The sequence below is a fragment of the Agrobacterium tumefaciens genome, assembly GCF_009649785.1.
GTDB lineage: Bacteria > Pseudomonadota > Alphaproteobacteria > Rhizobiales > Rhizobiaceae > Agrobacterium > Agrobacterium tumefaciens.
In genome coordinates this window covers 39,781-58,695 of record NZ_WJOK01000018.1, presented here as the reverse complement: position 1 = coordinate 58,695, position 18,915 = coordinate 39,781, and the positions used below count along the sequence as shown (strand labels likewise).

General features: G+C 59.5%; 21 protein-coding genes. 4 read left to right on the top strand and 17 right to left on the bottom strand.

The genetic code is table 11. The features are described 5' to 3' along the window. The 5 genes from ygfZ to GH784_RS18815 form a co-directional block, all read right to left on the bottom strand. The gene (gene ygfZ, locus GH784_RS18835) at window positions 1–849 is read right to left on the bottom strand and encodes a CAF17-like 4Fe-4S cluster assembly/insertion protein YgfZ (RefSeq protein ID WP_065704996.1); all 849 of its coding nucleotides are present in this window, start codon (window positions 847–849) and stop codon (window positions 1–3) included. Window positions 850–1,039: 190 nt separating this feature from the next. Then, window positions 1,040–1,807: a hypothetical protein gene (locus GH784_RS18830; RefSeq protein WP_026330794.1), complete on the bottom strand. Its 768-nt coding sequence runs from the start codon at window positions 1,805–1,807 to the stop codon at window positions 1,040–1,042. Window positions 1,808–1,821: 14 nt separating this feature from the next. Next, window positions 1,822–2,079, bottom strand: coding sequence for a hypothetical protein (locus tag GH784_RS18825; protein WP_003496894.1), 258 nt, complete (start codon window positions 2,077–2,079; stop codon window positions 1,822–1,824). A 105-nt stretch (window positions 2,080–2,184) separates the two neighbouring features. Next, window positions 2,185–2,625, bottom strand: a complete 441-nt coding sequence (locus tag GH784_RS18820) for a TIGR02301 family protein (protein ID WP_013635813.1) — start codon at window positions 2,623–2,625, stop codon at window positions 2,185–2,187. Window positions 2,626–2,803: 178 nt separating this feature from the next. Then, window positions 2,804–3,220: an NUDIX hydrolase gene (locus GH784_RS18815; protein WP_013635814.1), complete on the bottom strand. Its 417-nt coding sequence runs from the start codon at window positions 3,218–3,220 to the stop codon at window positions 2,804–2,806. 106 nt (window positions 3,221–3,326) lie between these two features. Here GH784_RS18815 and GH784_RS18810 point away from each other — a divergent pair, with 106 nt between their 5' ends. After that, window positions 3,327–3,650 (top strand): YnfA family protein, encoded by a 324-nt coding sequence (locus GH784_RS18810; RefSeq protein ID WP_065704994.1) that lies wholly within the window; start codon window positions 3,327–3,329, stop codon window positions 3,648–3,650. A 10-nt stretch (window positions 3,651–3,660) separates the two neighbouring features. After that, window positions 3,661–4,422 (top strand): SOS response-associated peptidase, encoded by a 762-nt coding sequence (locus GH784_RS18805; RefSeq protein WP_025592926.1) that lies wholly within the window; start codon window positions 3,661–3,663, stop codon window positions 4,420–4,422. A 75-nt stretch (window positions 4,423–4,497) separates the two neighbouring features. On the opposite strand, the gene GH784_RS18800 is transcribed toward GH784_RS18805, so the two are convergent. The 6 genes from GH784_RS18800 to GH784_RS18780 form a co-directional block, all read right to left on the bottom strand. After that, window positions 4,498–5,790 (bottom strand): GGDEF domain-containing response regulator, encoded by a 1,293-nt coding sequence (locus GH784_RS18800; protein ID WP_013635817.1) that lies wholly within the window; start codon window positions 5,788–5,790, stop codon window positions 4,498–4,500. Window positions 5,791–6,192: 402 nt separating this feature from the next. Next, the gene (locus tag GH784_RS27625) at window positions 6,193–6,324 is read right to left on the bottom strand and encodes a hypothetical protein (RefSeq protein WP_003496883.1); all 132 of its coding nucleotides are present in this window, start codon (window positions 6,322–6,324) and stop codon (window positions 6,193–6,195) included. A gap of 172 nt (window positions 6,325–6,496) precedes the next feature. Then, complete coding sequence (pssA, locus tag GH784_RS18795) at window positions 6,497–7,366, bottom strand: CDP-diacylglycerol--serine O-phosphatidyltransferase (RefSeq protein ID WP_003512304.1); 870 nt, start codon at window positions 7,364–7,366, stop codon at window positions 6,497–6,499. Window positions 7,367–7,389: 23 nt separating this feature from the next. Further along, on the bottom strand, window positions 7,390–8,127 hold the full coding sequence (locus GH784_RS18790) for a phosphatidylserine decarboxylase (RefSeq protein ID WP_076844018.1): 738 nt from the start codon (window positions 8,125–8,127) through the stop codon (window positions 7,390–7,392). Between the two features lie 125 nt (window positions 8,128–8,252). Next, complete coding sequence (locus tag GH784_RS18785; protein WP_065704819.1) at window positions 8,253–10,139, bottom strand: ABCB family ABC transporter ATP-binding protein/permease; 1,887 nt, start codon at window positions 10,137–10,139, stop codon at window positions 8,253–8,255. A 109-nt stretch (window positions 10,140–10,248) separates the two neighbouring features. Next, a complete protein-coding gene (locus tag GH784_RS18780) occupies window positions 10,249–12,252 on the bottom strand; it encodes a LysM peptidoglycan-binding domain-containing protein (protein WP_065704817.1) in 2,004 nt (667 codons plus the stop codon). Window positions 12,253–12,408: 156 nt separating this feature from the next. Here GH784_RS18780 and GH784_RS18775 point away from each other — a divergent pair, with 156 nt between their 5' ends. Together GH784_RS18775 and GH784_RS18770 are read left to right on the top strand one after the other, a co-directional pair. Further along, window positions 12,409–13,029 carry an LOG family protein gene (locus tag GH784_RS18775; protein ID WP_065704815.1) on the top strand — a complete coding sequence of 207 codons (621 nt, stop codon included), beginning with the start codon at window positions 12,409–12,411 and terminating at the stop codon, window positions 13,027–13,029. Between the two features lie 194 nt (window positions 13,030–13,223). Beyond that, window positions 13,224–14,984 carry a peptidoglycan D,D-transpeptidase FtsI family protein gene (locus GH784_RS18770; RefSeq protein WP_038490500.1) on the top strand — a complete coding sequence of 587 codons (1,761 nt, stop codon included), beginning with the start codon at window positions 13,224–13,226 and terminating at the stop codon, window positions 14,982–14,984. 57 nt (window positions 14,985–15,041) lie between these two features. On the opposite strand, the gene rarD is transcribed toward GH784_RS18770, so the two are convergent. The 6 genes from rarD to GH784_RS18740 form a co-directional block, all read right to left on the bottom strand. Next, on the bottom strand, window positions 15,042–15,950 hold the full coding sequence (rarD, locus tag GH784_RS18765) for an EamA family transporter RarD (protein WP_003512314.1): 909 nt from the start codon (window positions 15,948–15,950) through the stop codon (window positions 15,042–15,044). A 215-nt stretch (window positions 15,951–16,165) separates the two neighbouring features. Beyond that, the gene (gene pip / locus GH784_RS18760; protein WP_065704813.1) at window positions 16,166–17,122 is read right to left on the bottom strand and encodes a prolyl aminopeptidase; all 957 of its coding nucleotides are present in this window, start codon (window positions 17,120–17,122) and stop codon (window positions 16,166–16,168) included. A 9-nt stretch (window positions 17,123–17,131) separates the two neighbouring features. Then, window positions 17,132–17,605 (bottom strand): GFA family protein, encoded by a 474-nt coding sequence (locus GH784_RS18755; protein ID WP_065704810.1) that lies wholly within the window; start codon window positions 17,603–17,605, stop codon window positions 17,132–17,134. Then, entirely contained in the window at window positions 17,602–18,066 is a 465-nt protein-coding gene (locus tag GH784_RS18750) for a GFA family protein (protein ID WP_003512324.1), read from the bottom strand. Before GH784_RS18750 ends, GH784_RS18755 begins: the two co-directional genes overlap by 4 nt. Continuing rightward, window positions 18,063–18,539: a GFA family protein gene (locus GH784_RS18745; protein ID WP_065704808.1), complete on the bottom strand. Its 477-nt coding sequence runs from the start codon at window positions 18,537–18,539 to the stop codon at window positions 18,063–18,065. Before GH784_RS18745 ends, GH784_RS18750 begins: the two co-directional genes overlap by 4 nt. After that, on the bottom strand, window positions 18,536–18,904 hold the full coding sequence (locus GH784_RS18740) for an endonuclease domain-containing protein (RefSeq protein ID WP_083211673.1): 369 nt from the start codon (window positions 18,902–18,904) through the stop codon (window positions 18,536–18,538). Before GH784_RS18740 ends, GH784_RS18745 begins: the two co-directional genes overlap by 4 nt. Between the last annotated feature and the right edge of the window lie 11 nt (window positions 18,905–18,915).

The following is an 18,915-nucleotide window of genomic DNA, read 5'->3' as shown; positions in this document are numbered from 1 at the left end:
CTATTCCTCCGCCTGTACCGCAGGATCGACGACGGGGAAGGAGATGCCGCTCCAGGCCGGCAAGGCCACAGTCACGGGAACATTCTCGGCAATGAGCGGCGTGGTGGAGGCGAGCGCATCGGCAACGCGGTCTGTCCGCACGATGGCAAGTCCCGTGTTGCCGCAAACGGTTCCAAGCGCCCCGACCGGTTTTCCATTGGCGGTGATTTCGGTTCCGGTTGCGGGAAGCGCGCTTTCAGCCGAAACGGTGACGACCCGCCGTCTTGCCGTGCCGCGATGTTTCATGCGCGAGACGACTTCCTGACCGACGAAGCAACCCTTCTTGAACGAGACGCCGTCATTCACATCCATCAGCACATCATGCGGAAAAGCATCCTGCAACGCGTAATCCCGGCCGGATTCGGCAATTCCGTGCTCAATGCGCAGGGCATCATATGCCGTTATGTCGCCAGAGGCTGAAGCACCCGGCACGCGGAACAGATTGATGCCGGCCTTGGCGAAACGGCCGTCCTTCGCGCCCGCCTCCGGCACGCTTTCGCTCCAGAAAACGCTGACGCCTTCTATCGGTTCGGCCTTGAGATCAACGGGCGCGCGCAGCTTGTACATGGTCAGGCGGCGCAGCAGCGCATCCTGTTCGGCAGCGCCCGATTCGATCAGATAATCCGGCCCATCGCGCGCGATCAGGAAATCGAACAGGATCTTGCCCTGCGGCGTCAGAAGTGCCGAGGCGCGCGCCTCGCCTTGCGGCAGGTTTTCAACATCGGCCGTGATCAGATTGTTCAGAAACTCTTCGGCACCCGTGCCGGAAACTCTAATCAGGCGGCGGTCGGCAAGAAAGGCGGAAGGCATGGCATCACCGTTCGGTTCATCGAAAGCATTTCCGGCCAGGGTCGCTGAGGGCTGCCCGAGGCAATCTGCAGAAATGCTCTCTTTTTGTTTTCGCGCAGTTCCATTTGCAGAACCGCGATGCGCTTCTGCTGAATTGCTCATGCCGCACAGTTAGGATTTTTGCAAAAGAACGGCAAGCACCGCCGCGCGATCAATCGCCGGCGGTGAAGAACTTCCACTTGCCATCGGGCGAAATGCCGATGCGGTAAAAGCTGTAATTACCGTATTCCTGCATATCAGCCAGATCGCCCGCCGTGATGATGCGCAGCAGCTCGACCTTTTCCGGCGCGGTCAGCGTATTGAGCGGCTTTCCGGAGAAATAGGGGAAAACATAGGCTTCATCCGGGGTGCCGGCGTCGACATGGGCATAACCCGTGGAAAGCAGATCGATGATGATCGCCAGCACTTCCAGACCGTCCGGATCGCCGGAATAGCTTTTCAGCGCTGCGATCGGGTCGTCGCTGTCATTGCCGTCGATACGGAACTGCTTGTCGCTGGCGGCGATGAAAGGCCGCAGTTTTTCGATATCGCCCGACGAGGCGGCGTCGATGATCTGCTGGCGAAGCTTGCGTACAGCTTCCGGCGCCTTTGAAATATCATGCTCGATAACGACCGACATTTCCGGCGTATTGCCCGGCTTGGCGGGTTGCTGGGTCGATTGACCGGCGGAACGGTCGACCAGAGGGTCGGGCAGGGGAATGCCGTCCGAATCACCTTCGATCTCGTCGGGCTCAGGAGCCTGGGGCCGTTGCGGCTGTTCGCCACTTTGGGCTTGCGGCTCGCCTTCGGTATTTTGTGCGGGTTTCAGCTCGGAAAGCGCAAAGGCGCGGCTGGGCAAGCCAATGGACCCGGCGGTCAAGGCAGCCAAGATGGACAGCATGGCGGAAGAGCGCAAAAGCCCCTTGCTCAGGCAAGACATGACAGACCCCGACTTTACTGTATCACGCGCTGCGGGGAAAATTCGCCTTCAAGCATGCGCTGGCGCAGCGATTCCAGCATTGCTTCAGCACCGGCTTCGCCGTGCATACGGATGGTTTCGCGCATGGCCAGAGCGATTGCGGCATCGGCGATGATCTCCGGCTCGATGCCGTCGGCCATGCCGTCAGCCCATGCCTCGTTCTGGTGTTCCAGAGCGACCTGCATCTTTTCATGCACGATCATGTCGTCGATTTCGTTACGGCTCGTCTGCATTTTTCATCCTCGACAGGGCGGGCAAGTCCTTACCACCCTGTTAACAACACTAGCAGCCTTTTATCAAAACGGCACGGGCTGCGGCGAAAAGAGGTTAACAATCCGCTAATTTCCGAACCTGGACGCAATTTCCTGGGCGAGTGTTGCCCCTTCGTTACGGTAGCCCTCTTCTGCCATGACGGCGGCGCGTGTGCAACTGCTGTGGATGGCCGCAAAGGAACGATATCCACGGTTGAATGCAGCCGTCATGCGCTGGCGCCTTTCAGGTTCGTTGGCCGTATCGGCCGCCAGAAGATCGCTCATCGATTTGCGCCAGTCCTCCGGACCGGAGGAAGGGCACAGGGTTCTCAGATATTGCACCGCCCCCAATATCTCCGACAGCCGTGCCAGCCTGTCGTCATAGGGAGCGGGTTTGGGCGGTTGTGCTTCCGGCGGGCGAACCTCACTGGAAGCAGCCTTCGAAGACTGCGCATGAGCGACGCCGTCTTGCCCGGCGGGTGCAAGCATGGTCAGGAAAAAAGACAGGAAAATGGTTGGCCGTATCAAAATTTTATTCTGCCCCACACATACTCGTGAACACCCGGCGGGCGGATTGGTCCTGAAGCCATCGCGGCCTTTCAGACCGCCCCGTCAGCTTTAGGTCTATATCATCTCGTTATCGCAAAACTGCTGCACAGTGTTGCGCGACATCCTCTAGATAATAGCGATTCTGGCTGGCTGGCAATCATGCAAGCAGCCGTTCGGCGCATTCGACGACGCTTTCCGGTGCCGGCAACCGGCGGATTTCCGACAATGTGAACCAGCCCGCATCCGCCGCGTCGTCGGCCGCCGTCACCGCCGGGTCCGCATCCGTTTCCACGGTAAAGACGGAGAGGAAATAGTGGCTCGTCAGCGCACCCTCGGGGTCGTGCGACGGCAGGTCATAGGTCGCAAACAGCTGCGGTTTACGCGCGACGATACCGGTTTCCTCCTGAAGTTCGCGCAGCGCCGTCTCGGCTGGCGTTTCACCCTCTTCGCCGCGCCCGCCCGGAAATGCGAACATGTCTTTCGACGGCGGATTTATACGGCGCACGAGCAGCAGCCGATCTCCATTCCGGACGATGGCGGAGGAGGCGGGGCGGGGCTTGATACGAAGGGTCATGAATGGTTTCGCTTGTTTCAGCCGTCTTGGGCCTGTCTATATTGGTCCGGGAATACCGATGGTATATTCGAGAATCGGATCGATTGTGCACGCAGAAGACGGTGGAATGAAGGTCTATCTTATTTATGCCCTGGCGGCTGTTGCGGAAATCGCCGGTTGCTTTTCCTTCTGGGTCTGGCTGAAGCTTGGCAAGACGGGCTGGATATTGCTGCCAGGCATGCTGGCGCTCGCCGCTTTCGCCTGGGCTTTGACGCTGGTGCCGACCGAGACCGCGGGCAGGGCCTATGCCGCCTATGGCGGGATTTACATTGCCGCATCGCTTCTCTGGCTCTGGGGCGTCGAGGGGCAAGTACCGGATAGATGGGATATCGCTGGCGGTGCCGTCTGCCTCGCGGGCACGGCTATCATTTTATTCGGTCCCCGGGCCTGAGGAGCAGACGATGTGCGGACGTTTCGTGCTCAAAGCGACACCGGAAGAGATTGCCGATTATCTTGACCTGATCGGCCTTGAAGATTTTCCTGCCCGTTTCAACATCGCGCCCACACAGCCGATCCTGATCGTGCTGGAGGGTGAACGGCAGGAGCGCGGCAGTAACCTGCCCAACCGTCGGGCCATGCTGGTGCGCTGGGGTTTTCTGCCCGGCTGGGTCAAGGACCCGAAGGATTTTCCCCTCCTCATCAATGCGCGTTCGGAAACGGCCATCGGCAAGGCATCCTTTCGAGCTGCCATGCGCCATCGCCGAGTGCTGGTGCCTGCCACCGGCTTTTACGAATGGCGCCGCCCGCCGAAGGAGGAGGGCGGCAAGCCGCAGCCCTATTTCATCCGCCCGAAGAACGGCGGCATCGTCGCCTTTGCCGGCCTCATGGAGACGTGGTCTTCCGCTGACGGGTCCGAGGTCGATACCGGCGCCATCCTAACCACCGCTGCCAACGCCGCGATCGGCCGCATTCACGACCGTATGCCGGTGGTAATCGCGCCGGAGGATTTCAGCCGCTGGCTGGATTGCAAGACGCAGGAGCCGCGCGAGGTGGCTGACCTGATGCGCCCGGTTCAAGATGATTTTTTCGAGATGATCCCGGTATCGGACAAGGTCAACAAGGTCGCCAATGTCGGCGCTGACCTTATCGAGCCGGTGCCGGAAAGCGCGCCGCTCGCGAAAATAAGGCTACCTAAGGATGATGGCCAGATGTCATTGTTCTGATGTGCTTGCTGGCATTCGAGGCTGGTCATCGCGGATCGACCCGGTCACTCCACAGTTGCCCATCCTGCGCCCGTCTTACCCGTTCCGCCCGATTTTCTGCAGGCCTTCCTGGATCATGATGTCGGAATAGACGCGGTTGCGGCCGTTCGCCTTGGCGAGGTAGAGCAGCTGGTCTGCGGCATTGAGCTGATTGTCGAAGGGTTCGCCCTTTTCGATTTCCACGACGCCGAGCGAAATCGTCAGCGCCAGGCTGCTGCCGCTCAGCTGGCGGCCGTTCTTTTCGACGGCGCCGCGCAGCTCCTCGCAGAATTGATAGGCAGCATGCGCATTGAGCCCGCGCAGGAACACGGCGAATTCCTCGCCGCCAAGGCGCGCGGGAATGTGGCGCTGCTCATGGCACATGTCGTGCAGCAGTTCGGCAAGCTTCTTCAGCGCCCTGTCGCCGGCATCATGCCCCAGCGTGTCGTTGATCTTCTTGAAATGGTCGATGTCGAGAATGGCGACTGCGCCGTTCTCGTCATTGTCGTTGATGACGTCCATCAGCGCCCGCGTACGCTCGAAGAAGGAGCGGCGGTTCGGCAGACCGGTGAGATGATCCCGCTCTGCCAGTTCACGCAGCCGTTTCAGCTGTTTCAGCGTTTCGATATTGTTGTCGATGCGGCACTGCAATTCTTCCGGCACGAAGGGACGGTAGACGAAATCCGATGCCCCGGCCTTGAGGAAGCTTGCCGAAAGCAGCCGGTCCGTGGAGGACGAGATGCCGATGACCCGCAGGTCTTCCGAGGAACGGCTGTCGCGGATGCGGCGCGTCAGCTCGTAGCCGTCCATGTCAGGCATATGGTAATCGGTGATGACAAGCTGAATCGATGGATCCTGCGACAGGATTTCCAGCGCCTGCTTGCCCGAATGGGCTTCGCTGACCCTGAAATTCTGCCGTTCGAGGATTTCCACGAGGCCGGAACGCGCCGTCCGCACGTCATCCACTACCAGCACGGAAAACAGTCTGTTGGTCAAAATCCGGTCGACCGTTTTCACCACGGCATCAACGGTGCGATGGCCATCCTTGACGATGTAGTCGATGATCTTCTTTTCGGCGTAGCGCTTGCGCGCCTCCTCATCCACCGTGGCGGTGAAGACGATCGCCGGCACCTTGTGGTCGGCAAGAAGTGCGAGAATTTCACCCTTCGGCGCATCGGGAAGATTGAGACCGGTGAGTGCCAGCGTGAAATCATGGGCGCGCAGCAGAATATCGGCCTGCGCCATGCTGTCACAATGGATCACTTCGGCTGGCGTTTCCTCCGAAAGCCGCGACTTCAGCAGCATGGAAAGAGCAACGGAATCTTCAATCAGAAGGATTTTATCCTGCATGCCGTATGAAGCCCCCCATGGCCCGTCTTCGTTGGTTTTCCCGCAACATCCGAATTGGTCCGATACCGCCTGTCAACGGCATCGAAAATCGGCCTTGTTCGCTGTAGCAGGAAGAATCGCTAAAGTAGAAATTTTTTTGATGCTCAGTAGTCGATGCGAGACTATCCGTACAGTCGTCCCGTGGAAGTCGAATACTTTACTTCGTTTTGGTTGCAGCTTCGTTACAGATCGGGAAGTTTTATAAAACAGGCCGGTTTTGCGGTTCTCGATGGGGGCCGCACAAATGGAGACGGCGCTAATATTAGCGCCGCACATTTATCCGGATGTTTTTTCGGATTGACCGTTACCATCGCAAAGTCTGCGAGGCCTTGGATGCTGTTCTTTCAAGAAAAGCGAATTTTTTCAAGCGGTTTTGGCGGCGGGCTTGCGCTTCAGCATCAGGGCTGCGGCCGCAACGGCCTTCAGTCCGAGCGGTCGGTAGTGGCTGTTGAGGTCGGGCTTCGCCTGCGGCTGTGCCTTCGTCTCGTTCGTCATTTCTCTTTCTCCACAATTCACGTCAATCGCCGTTTCGATACGTGTGAGCTACTTCTCTCGTGGGTAATCTTGACGGATTCGAGGCGAAAGAAAGCGAAGCCCGCTTTTCGGGCTGCGACATTTTGTGTCACGTCAAACGACGGCTCGGGGGAGAAAAATAATACCTGCGGTTTCAAATACCGCGATCTAGGCCGTTGCCGCCATTGGCGTCGTCATGCGCGTCTTCCTCAATCGTCAGCGTGCCATAACGGCGGTGCCAGAGGCGAGCGCTGATGGGGATGAACACGAGATAGGCAGCAACCGTCAGAACCAGTACCTCCCAGGTGAAGCTCATCAGCATCGCGACGTAAAGAACGACGACGAGGATCATCGGCAGCACCAGATCGCGGCGAATGCGGCTGGTACCTGACTTCCCCGACCAGACCGGCAGGCGGCTGATGAGAAGATAACCGATCAACACGGTGTAGGCGGCGGCGATATAGGCGAAGGGCTTGCCCGGCTCGACACCAAGGAAGCCGAGATAAACAGGCAGAAGCACCAGCATGGCGCCCATCGGCGCCGGAACGCCCACGAAAAATTCGTTCTGCCACGGCGCCTTCACCGGGCGCTCGATCATGACATTGAAGCGCGCCAGACGAAGGCCTGCGGCAATCACGTAGATGAGGGCGGCGATCCAGCCGATCGAACGCGCCTGATCGAGCATATAGATATAGACGACGAGGGCAGGGGCGACGCCGAAATTGACGATGTCGGCCAGACTATCCATCTGTTCGCCGAATTTGGATGTCGCCTTCATCATCCGGGCGATGCGCCCGTCGATGCCGTCGAGGAAGGCGGCAAGGAGCACCATGCCCACGGCCAGCTCGAACCGGCCTTCAATGGCAAGGCGCACGCCGCTCAAGCCCGCGCAGATGGCCAGAACGGTGATGAGGTTGGGTATCACGAGGCGAAAGGGAATTTCCCTCAGGCGCGGCCCACGGCCGCTGTCGTTGCGGCCCTCATGTTTTCCGTTCTGTTGCGGCTCCGAGATCGGCGTTTCCATGGCGCATGCCCTTCCTGTTTTCGTCAGCCGCGACGGCTAAGGACCGGACCCTTGGCGGAGCCGAACTCGGCCAGAACCGTTTCGCCGGCAATTGCCGTCTGGCCCACCGAAACGCGCGGCTGAAAACCTTCGGGAAGGAAGATATCGAGGCGCGAACCGAAACGGATAAGACCGAAACGCTCGCCGGCATCAACTGGTTCATTCGGCTTGACCCAGCAGACGATACGGCGGGCGACCATGCCGGCAATCTGCACCACGCCAACCTTGCCATGCGCTGTCTCGATGACGAGGCCGTTGCGCTCATTGTCTTCTGAGGCCTTGTCCACTTCCGCATTGAGGAAGAGGCCGGGGCGGTAGGCGACATTGACGATACGACCGCGCACGGGCGCGCGGTTCACATGGCAGTTGAACACGTTCATGAACACCGAAATGCGCACCATCGGCTCCTTGCCGAGTTCCAGCTCCAGCGGCGGAACGACGGTCTGGATGGCGGACACCTTGCCATCGGCAGGGCTGATGATCAGGTCGTCATCCTGCGGCGTCACGCGCTCGGGGTCGCGGAAGAAGTAGGCGCACCAGGCCGTCAGCACCAGACCGACCCAGAACAGCGGTTCGGATATCCAGCCGAGCACCAGCGATGCCACGAAGAAGGCGGCCACGAAGACGTAGCCTTCCTTGTGGATCGGTACGATGGTGTTGCGAATGGTGTCGAACAGATTCATAAGTTTCCTTGCTCCGGTTTCCGCCTGCCGCGTCTGCATATGGTCGTGATACGACATCATCCATACGGGCATGCGACAAAGTTCGCTTAGCTGGTTACAGCCAAACTCCCCGCCCGGCAATGGTCCGGTTGGTGTGCCGCCCTGTTGTCAGGTGTTTATGCCCGTCAATGCGCGGGTTCGCCGCGGTCCACAACGCCAAGATCGTCGGTTTCGCGAACATGGCGCAGCATTTCCTCTGCGCGAATGGCTTCGCGCTGGCGGCTCCACATCGAGGCATAAAGCCCGTTCTGTGCCATCAGCGAGGCGTGGGTTCCTCGCTCGGCGATCAAACCTTCCTTCAGCACGATGATTTCATCAGCGCCGATGACGGTGGAGAGGCGGTGGGCGATGACCAGCGTCGTGCGGTTTTTCGAAACGATATCAAGCGCGCTCTGGATTTCCTGTTCCGTATGGGTGTCCAGCGCAGAGGTCGCTTCATCGAGAATGAGGATCGGCGGCGCTTTCAGAATGGTTCGGGCAATCGCCACGCGCTGCTTTTCGCCGCCGGAAAGTTTCAAGCCCCGTTCGCCAACCATGGTGGCGTAACCCTCCGGCAGTTTGCCGATGAAAGCGCTGATCTGGGCCGCATCCGCCGCTGCCGTGACCTCCTCGGTCGTTGCCGAAGGGCGTCCGTAACGGATGTTGTAGGCGAGCGTATCGTTGAACAGCACGGTATCCTGCGGCACCATGCCGATCATCGAGCGCAGGCTCTTTTGCGTCACGTCGCGAATGTCCTGCCCGTCGATGGTGACGGCGCCTTCCTGAATATCGTAGAAACGATAAAGCAACCGCGAGATCGTCGATTTTCCGGCACCCGAAGGACCGACGATCGCCACCGTCTTGCCCGCAGGCACATCGAAGGAAATGCCCTTCAGGATCGGTCTTTCCGGATCGTAGGCGAAATACACGTCGCGGAAGGAAATGGCACCCGGTCCGGCCACAAGCGGCTTCGCATCCGCCCTGTCGGTAACCTCGGCCTCGACCTCGAGAAGTTCGAACATCTGTTCGATGTCGGTCAATCCCTGGCGAATTTCACGATAGACGAAACCGATGAAGTTCAGCGGTACCGAAAGCTGCAGCAGAAGCGCGTTGATGAACACGAAATCGCCGATGGTCTGCTCGCCGCGCTGCACGGCCATCGCCGACATCACCATCATGACAGTGGAGCCGATGCCGAAGATCACGCCCTGGCCGAAGTTCAGCCAGCCGAGCGACGTCCAGATCGAGATCGCCGATTTTTCGTAACGCTCCATGGCGACGTCAAAGCGCTTCGCCTCCATCTCCTCATTGCCGAAATATTTGACGGTTTCGAAGTTCAACAGTGAATCGATCGCCTTGGTGTTGGCGTCGGTATCGCTGTCGTTCATGGCGCGGCGAATGGAGATGCGCCAGTTGCTGGCCCGCACGGTGAACCAGATATAGGCCCAGACGGTGACAACCGTGGCCAGCACATAGGAAAAGCCGTAGGAGGTCCAGAAAATGATCGCCGTCAGCAGGAATTCGATGAAGGTCGGTGCGGTGTTGAGAATGGTGAAACGGACAATGGTTTCGATGCCCTTGGTCCCACGCTCGATAACCCGTGAAAGCCCGCCGGTCTTGCGCTCCAGATGGAAGCGCAGGGAAAGCCGGTGCATGTGCACGAAGGTTCGGTAGGCGAGCTGGCGCACGGCATGCTGGCCGACGCTGGCAAACAGCGAATCGCGCAGCTGGTTGAGCCCGACCTGTATCAGCCGCGTCAGATTATAGGCGATGACAAGCGCGACAGCACCGAGCAGGAAGGCCGGAACCAGCCCGACCATGTCCAGCTTGCCGTTCAGCGCATCCGTTGCCCATTTGAAGAAATAGGGAACGAGGATCAGCACCAGCTTGGCGATAACGAGAAATGCCGTCGCCCAGATTACCCGCATTTTCAGGTCAAGGCGGCCTTCCGGCCACATGTAGGGCCAGAGGTTGATGAGGGTCTGCGTGGGATTGCTGGAATCCGCCGAAATGGTTTTTTTCTTAGTGGCCATCATTTGCTCCGGGCACTGCCGGAAGCCGACAGCAGGGCGGCGGCTCTGGAAAGCCGCCGTGCTTGTCACAGGTAGGGTTGTTGCGGGGTCACCGCAATGTCTTGAACGATCAGGAACCGCTCTTCAGACGCTTGCGATGAAGTTCTTCCGCATTCGGCAGGGCCTTCTCCGGCACACCGAAAATCTGGCCGGGCTCGATCAGGTCAGGATTTTTGATCTGATCCTCGTTGGCGAGGTAGATCGTGGTGTAACGCACGCCCTGTCCGTAAACGCGGCGGGAAATCTGCCACAGCGTATCGCCGCGGCGGATGATGACGCTGTTCTGGCTTTCGGCAAGCGGCGGCTGCTCGAAGGTCTGCGGACCGGCGGGCGCCTGCGGTGCAGGTGCGGGCGGCGCGATGATGTGGAGGTCGGCAAGGCGGCTTGCCAGCGTGGCGATGCCCTTGCCGATCCCGGCAACGTCGTTCGGCCATGCCTCTACCGATGTCAGCAGCTGACGTGCCTTGGCGGCGATATCGCCGGCAAAGGCGGTAAAGGACGGCTCGGTGCCGGCGGCAGTGCGGAACTCGGAGAGCGACTTGAGGCCGATCACCACGGCGGAGCGGCCGGCAATGGCCTGGTCGAGCGCCGGTGTGGCCTGATCCTTGTAGAGATTGGACAGAATGCCGAAGGCCTTGGCGACATCCGTGCGCAGCTTTTCGAATGCAGCGCGGTCGCTTGCCGTGCTCTGGTTTTCAGCGGGCGCGGTCGTCGTGGCGGCGGATGGCGTTGCGGCCGGTGCCTGCATGGCGACGGTTGCCTGGTCGGTCTGCGGGCGCTCGAAAGGAACGCGCACGCGCACCTTCACCGTGCCATCGGCATTCAGCTCTTCGACAGTGATGATATGGCTGCCGACGGAAAGATCGACATTGCCCTCGATGACGAAATGGCCGGAGGCCTCCGTGGTGCTTTTGCCGATTTCCTTGTCGTCGACCAGCGCGCGCACGCTCGAAGCGGCAGGCGCGGAACCCGCAACGAAAATCTTCGAGCCTTCGAATTCGACGGCGGTTACCTGAACTGTCGAAGTCAGAGGAGCGGCGGCAGCGGACGGGGCCGGGGTACCAGCGGCAGGCGCGGGCGTCGTGGTGGCGGCAGCTGTTGCCGACTGACCCGGTTGCGCGGCTTGCGGGGGCTGGAGTGCTGAAGGTGCCGCCTCCGGCATTGCTAGCACGCGGCTTGCTTCACCGGGCTTGGACACCATCGCCAAGAGTTCGCCCGCCTTGCCGTTGGGCACGGAAACGGTTGCGACTTCTTCGGATTGTGTAGCCTTGCCGCTGGCGTCGGTCGAGCGCAGCACCAGCTCATGGTCGCCCGGTGGTAGCGGATTGTCAAAAACGGCGGCGAAATCGCCCGATCCGTCGATGGTCGTCTGCGCGATCACCTTGCCGTTGCTGAGAATTTCCAGTTTAGAGCCGGGCTGTGCCTTGCCTGCGACCACAGCCGAACCATCGGGCTCGACGCGAAGCACGTCAAAGGTCGGTGCGCCCGATGTGGACTGCGCTGCATCGGCGGCAGGAGCGGCGGGTTGGGTCTGCTGTGCAGCGCCATCGTCGGTGCCGGTGAAGACGCCCGCCAGACGGCGGACCTGTGCTGCCGCCGCCGCTGCACTATCCGGCAGACCGCGCAGGAAAGCGGTGGTGCGTTCGGCCGCAGTGCGCGCCGTGGTGATGAGGCGCGACGTCGTTTCATCGAGCGTCTCGGGAATTTCGATATTGGTCAGTTCCTTGAGCGATGCCTCGACCTTCTTGCGTGCTGCCGCAAAGTCGGCGTCGGACGGAACCTTGCTATCGGCGAAAAGCGTGGTCAGATCCTTGATCGACTGGGTTGCGGAAGCCGCGAGGCGCCCGACCTTGTCGGCGATATTGGCGGTCTCCTGAGCAGCGTCGGACAGGATGTCTCCCGCCTTGTCGCTGCCCATTTCAACGCTGTTCTTCACCGCGTTGCCCGCTTCGTTGATGGCATCGCCGATCGGTTTGCCGTCATTGGAAATTCTCGGCAGGACGAAAAAGATCATGAGCAGGGACGCGATGCCCAGCACGATCAGTGCCAGCAAACCGGCTTTATTGTTTTTCATCCTGGAATCTCCGGGTATTGTAAGCTTTCTACACGAGTTGAGATTGCTAGCGTCTTACCTTGCCCCAGACAAGCGGCGTGGCCGTAAAAGGCCATATTTGCAAGGGATTTCCCAAATTTTCTTGACGTGTCGCATCCGGCATAGTTCCTTCCCATCATGACGGACAAAAATACAGCGATTCGATCCATCTGCGTTTATTGCGGCTCCCAGCCCGGACGTGACCCGGCTCACATGGAAGCAGGCCGCGCGCTTGGGAAATCCATTGCCGAAAACGGCATTCGGCTGGTCTATGGCGGTGGCACCAAGGGCATCATGGGCGCGGTCGCCAGCGGCGTTCTTTCCAACGGCGGCGAAGTAACGGGTATCATACCGGAATTTCTGGTCGATATGGAGGCTACACGCCATTCTCTCGGACAATTGGACGAGCTTATCGTCACCAAGGACATGCATGAGCGCAAACATATGATGTTTGAGCGCTCGGATGCTTTCGTAACGCTGCCGGGGGGCGTCGGCACGCTGGAAGAGATCGTCGAAATCATGACCTGGGCGCAGCTCGGTCGTCACGCCAAGCCGATTGTCTTCGCCAATATCAACGGCTTCTGGAACCCGATGCTGGAACTTGTGCAGCATATGCGCGATCAGGGTTTCATCCATCGCGCCCATCTTCTGAACCCGCTGGTCATCGATGAGGTCAAGGACATCGTGCCCGCCATCATCGACCGGGCGCTTGCGCAGCAGAACCCGGAAGGCGACCCCTCGGTAATCTCCCGTCTCTAGGCATCGAATAAATGTTAACGGGCCGCCACGCGGTTCGTTACAATTTTAAGTGTATATTAATAGAGATTTGACTGCGGCATCGCCCTGCCCGCTGTTTTCATGGCTCCGCGCCCGATCCTGTGCCAGCGTCTACAAGGCGTAGGCTGAGCGCGGAATTTGATTTTCGCCGCCATGATAGCGGGGCTCATTGGGGAATGATTGCTTTTTTGGTGCGGCTGAAAAGCCGGACGCATTTTATTATTCAGAGAAGTCCGTTTCAGGGCAGGGATGCGATCCTCGGTTCCGCTGCCCGCCGCCGGGTGGACGCGAAAAAGCGACTCGGAATATTGATCGCCGTCTTTGCCGTTATCTATGGCGTCGTTGCAGCACGGCTTGTCCAATACGGCCTTGCCGAACCCATCGCGACCGCATGGATCAATACCGGCGCTACAGCAGTCGCCTCCCGTCCCGATATCCTCGACCGCAACGGCACGCTGCTCGCGACCGATCTCAACATGGTGTCGCTTTATGCGGATCCGCGCCGGGTCGTGGACGCGGATGAGGTTGTCGAGAAGCTCGCAACCGTCATCCCCAATCTCGACTGGCGCGAGACGCACCGCAGATTGCGCTCGGACACCGGCTTTCAATGGCTGCGGCGCCAGCTGACGCCGCGCCAGCAGGCCGATATTCTCAACCTCGGCATCCCCGGCATCGGTTTCCGGCCGGAGAAACGGCGCTTTTATCCGGGTGGCCCCGCAGCCTCGCATATCATCGGCCACGTCAATGTCGACAATCAGGGCCTTGCGGGGATGGAACGTTATCTCGACCAGCAGGGACTGGCCGACTTGCGCGCGACCGGCCTTGCCAGCGGTGCACCGCTGGAGCCGGTGAGGTTGTCGATCGATCTGCGGGTGCAGAACATCGTGCGTGAGGTCGTGCTCAAGGCGAAAACCGCCTATCAGGCGGAGGCTGCCGGTTCAGTGATACTGGATGTGGAGACGGGCGAGGTGCTGGCCATGGCATCGGTGCCGGATTACGACCCGAACGAGCCTTCCCGCACCCTTGCCGATGGCAGCATCGACAGGGAGTATGAAAAGGGCTGGTTCAACCGCATGAGCAATGCGACCTTCGAGATGGGATCCACCTTCAAGAGCTTCACACTTGCAATGGGACTGGATGCAGGTGCCATAACGCTCAACTCGGTGGTTGACGCGTCGCGGCCCATCCGCATGGGTGGCTTCACCATCAAGGATTTCAAGGGTCGGAACCGCCCGCTGTCGATCCCGGAAGTGTTTCAATATTCATCGAATATCGGCACGGCGGCTGTTGCCGACAAGGTCGGGGTCGAAGGCCACCAGCAGTTCCTGACGAAACTGGGACTTCTTTCCAGAATGGATACGGAAATGCCTGGCGTTGCCACGCCAACCCAGCCGAGAACATGGAAGAAGATCAATTCCGTCACTATTTCCTTCGGTCATGGCGTTGCCACTACGCCTTTGCAGACGGCGGTGGCAGCAGCTGCGCTCATCAATGGCGGCAGCCTTATTTCGCCGACCTTCCTGCCGCGTTCCCGAGAGGATGCGGCAGTGCTTTCCCGCACCGTCATCAACGGAAAGACGAGCGCCGATATGCGTTACCTTTTCAACTGGAACGGCATCAAAGGGTCGGGCAGGGGTGCGCAGGTGGAAGGATTTCACGTTGGCGGCAAGACCGGAACCGCCGACAAGGTCATCAATGGCCGTTATGCCAAGGATATCAATTTCAACGCCTTCGTTGCCGGTTTTCCGATGCACAAGCCGAAATATGTCGTGCTGACGATGATCGACGCCCCCAGGACCGGCGTGAACGGAGGACGCACGGCTGCCTCGACGGCCGCACCCATGACCCGTGAAATCATCACCCAGACGGCTGGACTTCTCGGCGTCAAGCCGCGCTTCGGTTATGACGCGACACCGCAATTGCTGGTCGATTATTGAAGACCCGCATTCCCGTTACAGATACGGGAATGTGGAGAGCTGGCATGACGCGGAAGGTTATCGCTTCAGCCGCATCAGGCTAGATGCGGTATAGATCGCCAGCGCCACCCAGATCATTGCAAAGGCCGCCATCCGCACCATGTCGAACGGTTCCTTGAAGATGAAGATGGCGATGAGGAAGATCATCGTCGGAGCGATATATTGCATGATACCGATAGTCGACAGCCGCAGAAGCTTTGCACCATTGCCGTAAAGAATAAGCGGAACGGCGGTGACGATGCCGCTGGCCGCAAGCAGCCAGGTGTCGGTCGCATTGCCGGCCATGAAATGCGCCTGTCCGCTAATGGCAAGCCAGGCCAGCACCAGCACGGCCGGAACGGAAAGAAGCATGACTTCAAGCAGGAAGCCCTGTGTGGCGCCGATTGGCAGCGTCTTGCGGAAGAAGGCGTAAAAACCCCAGGACACGGTGAGCGCAATGGAAACCCATGGCAGGCTGCCCGCATGCCAGGTGAGGATCGCAACGGCCAGCCCCACGAGGCCGATGGCGGCGATCTGCGCCGGATAAAGCTTTTCCTTGAGCAGTACCGCGCCGAGGAAGATGCTGAACAGCGGATTGATAAAATAGCCGAGCGCGGCATCGAGTGCGCGGCCCGCGCCGATCGCCCAGATATAGATGCCCCAGTTGATGCTGATGAGCGCGGCCGTGAGGCTTGCCATGGCGAGCATTTTAGGGGTTTTCAGCGCAGTGCGGATTTCCGCCGTGCGACCGAGAGCGATGAGGACGGCGGCGCCGATCGGCACTGACCAGATGACGCGGTGCACGATGACCTCTATCGGCGAAATATGCGCAACCGCCTTCATGTAGATGGGAAGGAATCCCCACAGCAGATATGCGGAGAGCGCGAAAGCAAAACCGCGTGCGCTATCGCCGCCCTCTTGGGCCGGAAGCGTTTTATCGAGTGCCATGGGAGTACCGCCAATTATTAGGGATTGCCCTTCATAACGGATCGGCGTAGCGCGGGCCAATTCATTTCCGTGAAGCGTTCATGAGAAAAACTGCATGAATAAAAGGCGATTTGCTCTTGAAACAGGCGACTTTGCGACCGAACGGATGATCCACTCACAAAAATCTGCGTGAATCGTTATCTCATCAGGCCGCTTCAAGCATCTGAAAGGCCTGCCTATTTCCCCCCGAAACGATCGGTTGCGCGGATCAGCTGGTCAAGAATACCGGGTTCGCTCAGCGCATGCCCGGCTGCCTCGACAATATGGAAATCCGCCTTCGGCCAGGCCTTGGCAAGCCGCCAGGCATATTTCAGCGGGCAGGGCATATCGTAACGCCCGTGCACGATGACGCCCGGAATATCGCGAAGCTTGCCGGCATCGCGCAGCAATTGCCCTTCCTCCAGCCAGCCGCCATTGACGAAGAAGTGGTTCTCGATGCGTGCGAAGGCGATGGCGTATTTATCCTCGCCGAAATCCTCGACGCGCGCCGGATCGGTAACAAGGGCGATGGTTGCGCCTTCCCACTGGCTCCATGCTCGCGCGCATTCGAGTTTCTTGGCTTCGTCCGTACCGGTGAGATAGCGATTATAGGCCTGCATCATCTCGCCGCGCTCGGCTTCAGGAATTGGCGCTATGAAGTTTTCCCAGCGATCGGGATACATTTCAGAAACGCCGAACTGGTAATACCAGTCCAGTTCCGGCCTGGTGACCGTGTAGATGCCGCGCAGCACCAGTTCGCTCACGCGTTCGGGATGAGTCTCGGCATAGGCGAGTGCCAGCGTCGAGCCCCAGGAGCCGCCGAAAACCAGCCATTTTTCAAAGCCGCACAGCGCGCGGAGCCTCTCAATGTCGGCAACCAGATGCCAGGTGGTGTTGGCTTCCAGTTCCGCATGCGGCGTGGAGCGACCGCAGCCGCGCTGATCGAACAGGATGACGTCGTAAAGTGCCGGGTCGAAAACGCGGCGATGCGTGGGATTTACCCCGCCGCCCGGACCGCCATGCAGGAAAACCGCCGGTTTCGCACCGCGTGTACCAACCCGCTCCCAATAGATCGTGTGCCCATCGCCGACATCGAGCATGCCGCTCTCGAAGGGTTCGATCTCGGGGTAAAAGCTGCGCAATTCTTCGGTCATGTCTTACTTTCATTCGGGTGGCCATTCGGCCGTGTCACGATCCGGGTGTTGCCGGTTGTTGACCGGTAGCCGGTTTTCATCCGGCGCAGCTTCCGGCTCGACCGGCAAGCCGTCAAGGTCACCGAACCAATGCATTTTGCTGTCGAGATTTGATTGCGCCTCGGGCTTTATCAGCTCCGGCTCGTCCAGCGAACCAAGCGTGATGTTGATGAAATCGGCGTCCGGCATGACATAGAAAAGCGGCGTGCCGCACCGTCCGCAAAAACCGCGCCGCACGTGATCGGACGACTGGAACCACGAAGCCTCGCCACGGGTCATTTCAAACTTCGCGCGGGTACTTGCTGCAAGCGGCATGAAATAGTTGCCCGATGCCTTCTGGCACATGCGGCAATGACACAGATGCGGATAGCGCAACCCGCCATCGATCCGGTAACGCACGGCGCCACACTGGCATCCGCCGCTGAAGATTTCTGAACCGTTCATGCGCGGTCGTCTTCCGGCGGCCAGACCTTGGTGTCGTGGTCCGGGTGTTGGAAGGAGGTGATATCAGCCTCATCGACGCTCTGCTCGATTGCAGGTTTTGAAAACAGCTGCTCGATCCAGGGCATGCGCTTGTGGATATTGACCTGCACCTGCGGTTCGATCCGCTCCGGATGATCGAAAGCACCGATCGCGATCTCTACGCCGCCAGGATAATGATAGGTCAGCGGCGTGCCGCATTTGTTGCAGAAGCCCCGATGGATTTTCGCAGATGAACGGAAGAGGGAAGGCTGGCCGCGCGTCCATGTCAGATGCGCCTGATCGGCGGTGACGAGTGCACCGAAGAAATTGCCGAAATGCTTCTGGCACATGCGGCAATGGCAAATGGAGGGGCGACCGATCTTGCCCGCATGAAACCGCACGGCGCCGCACTGGCAGCCGCCGGAAAAGCCTGTTTCGCTCATCGTTTGTTCTCCGGGGGCCAGCTCTCGGTGTCATGGTCGGGGTGCTGGTAGGAAACGAGATGGGTCAGATAGTCGACCGAGGTCAGATCGTCTTCCGTTGGGACGGCGGGTAGCGTGTGGATGCTGTCGACGAAATCGATTTTGCGTTCCACGCCCCACTGAATGGTGGGCGGCAAGGCGGCGGGATCGTCGAAAGCACCGGCCGCAACCGCCATGCCATCCGGCGCCTCATAGGTCAGCGGCGTGCCGCATTCGGGGCAGAAGCCGCGCTTGACGACGCTGGATGACTGGAAGCGCTTGGGTTCGCCACGTGTCCATTCGAATTCGACCTCACGCACCGAAACCAGCGGCGCATAATAGGCCCCAAAAGCCTTCTGGCACATGCGGCAATGACAGATGGAACTGTCCTTGAGATCGCCGGTCGCGCGGAACCGGATCGCGCCGCACTGGCATCCGCCGGTGTAGGTGGTCATGGTTGGCTCTCCTTCACCGTTCGGATAATGTGGAGACAGACATTGTCGATGTCTTTCACAACATCTTCGTTCCAGAAACGCAGAACCCGCCAGCCACACTGCTCCAGCGTCTCCGTTCGTTGCCGATCATAGTCTGCCGCAGCATCTTCCGCATGCTGAAACCTGTCTAACTCGACAATGATCTTATGCGACGGGAAGGTGAAATCAACGATGTATCCTGCGACAGGCAGCTGGCGTCTGAAAGACAGACCTGCAAGACGATGGGCACGGACGGCGTTCCAGAACTTGAGTTCGGCGCCTGTCATGACCTTGCGCATCTGCCGAGCATGTTTCCGATGTCGGGGGCTGACCTTGGCATGGGGCATTGGGATGCTCG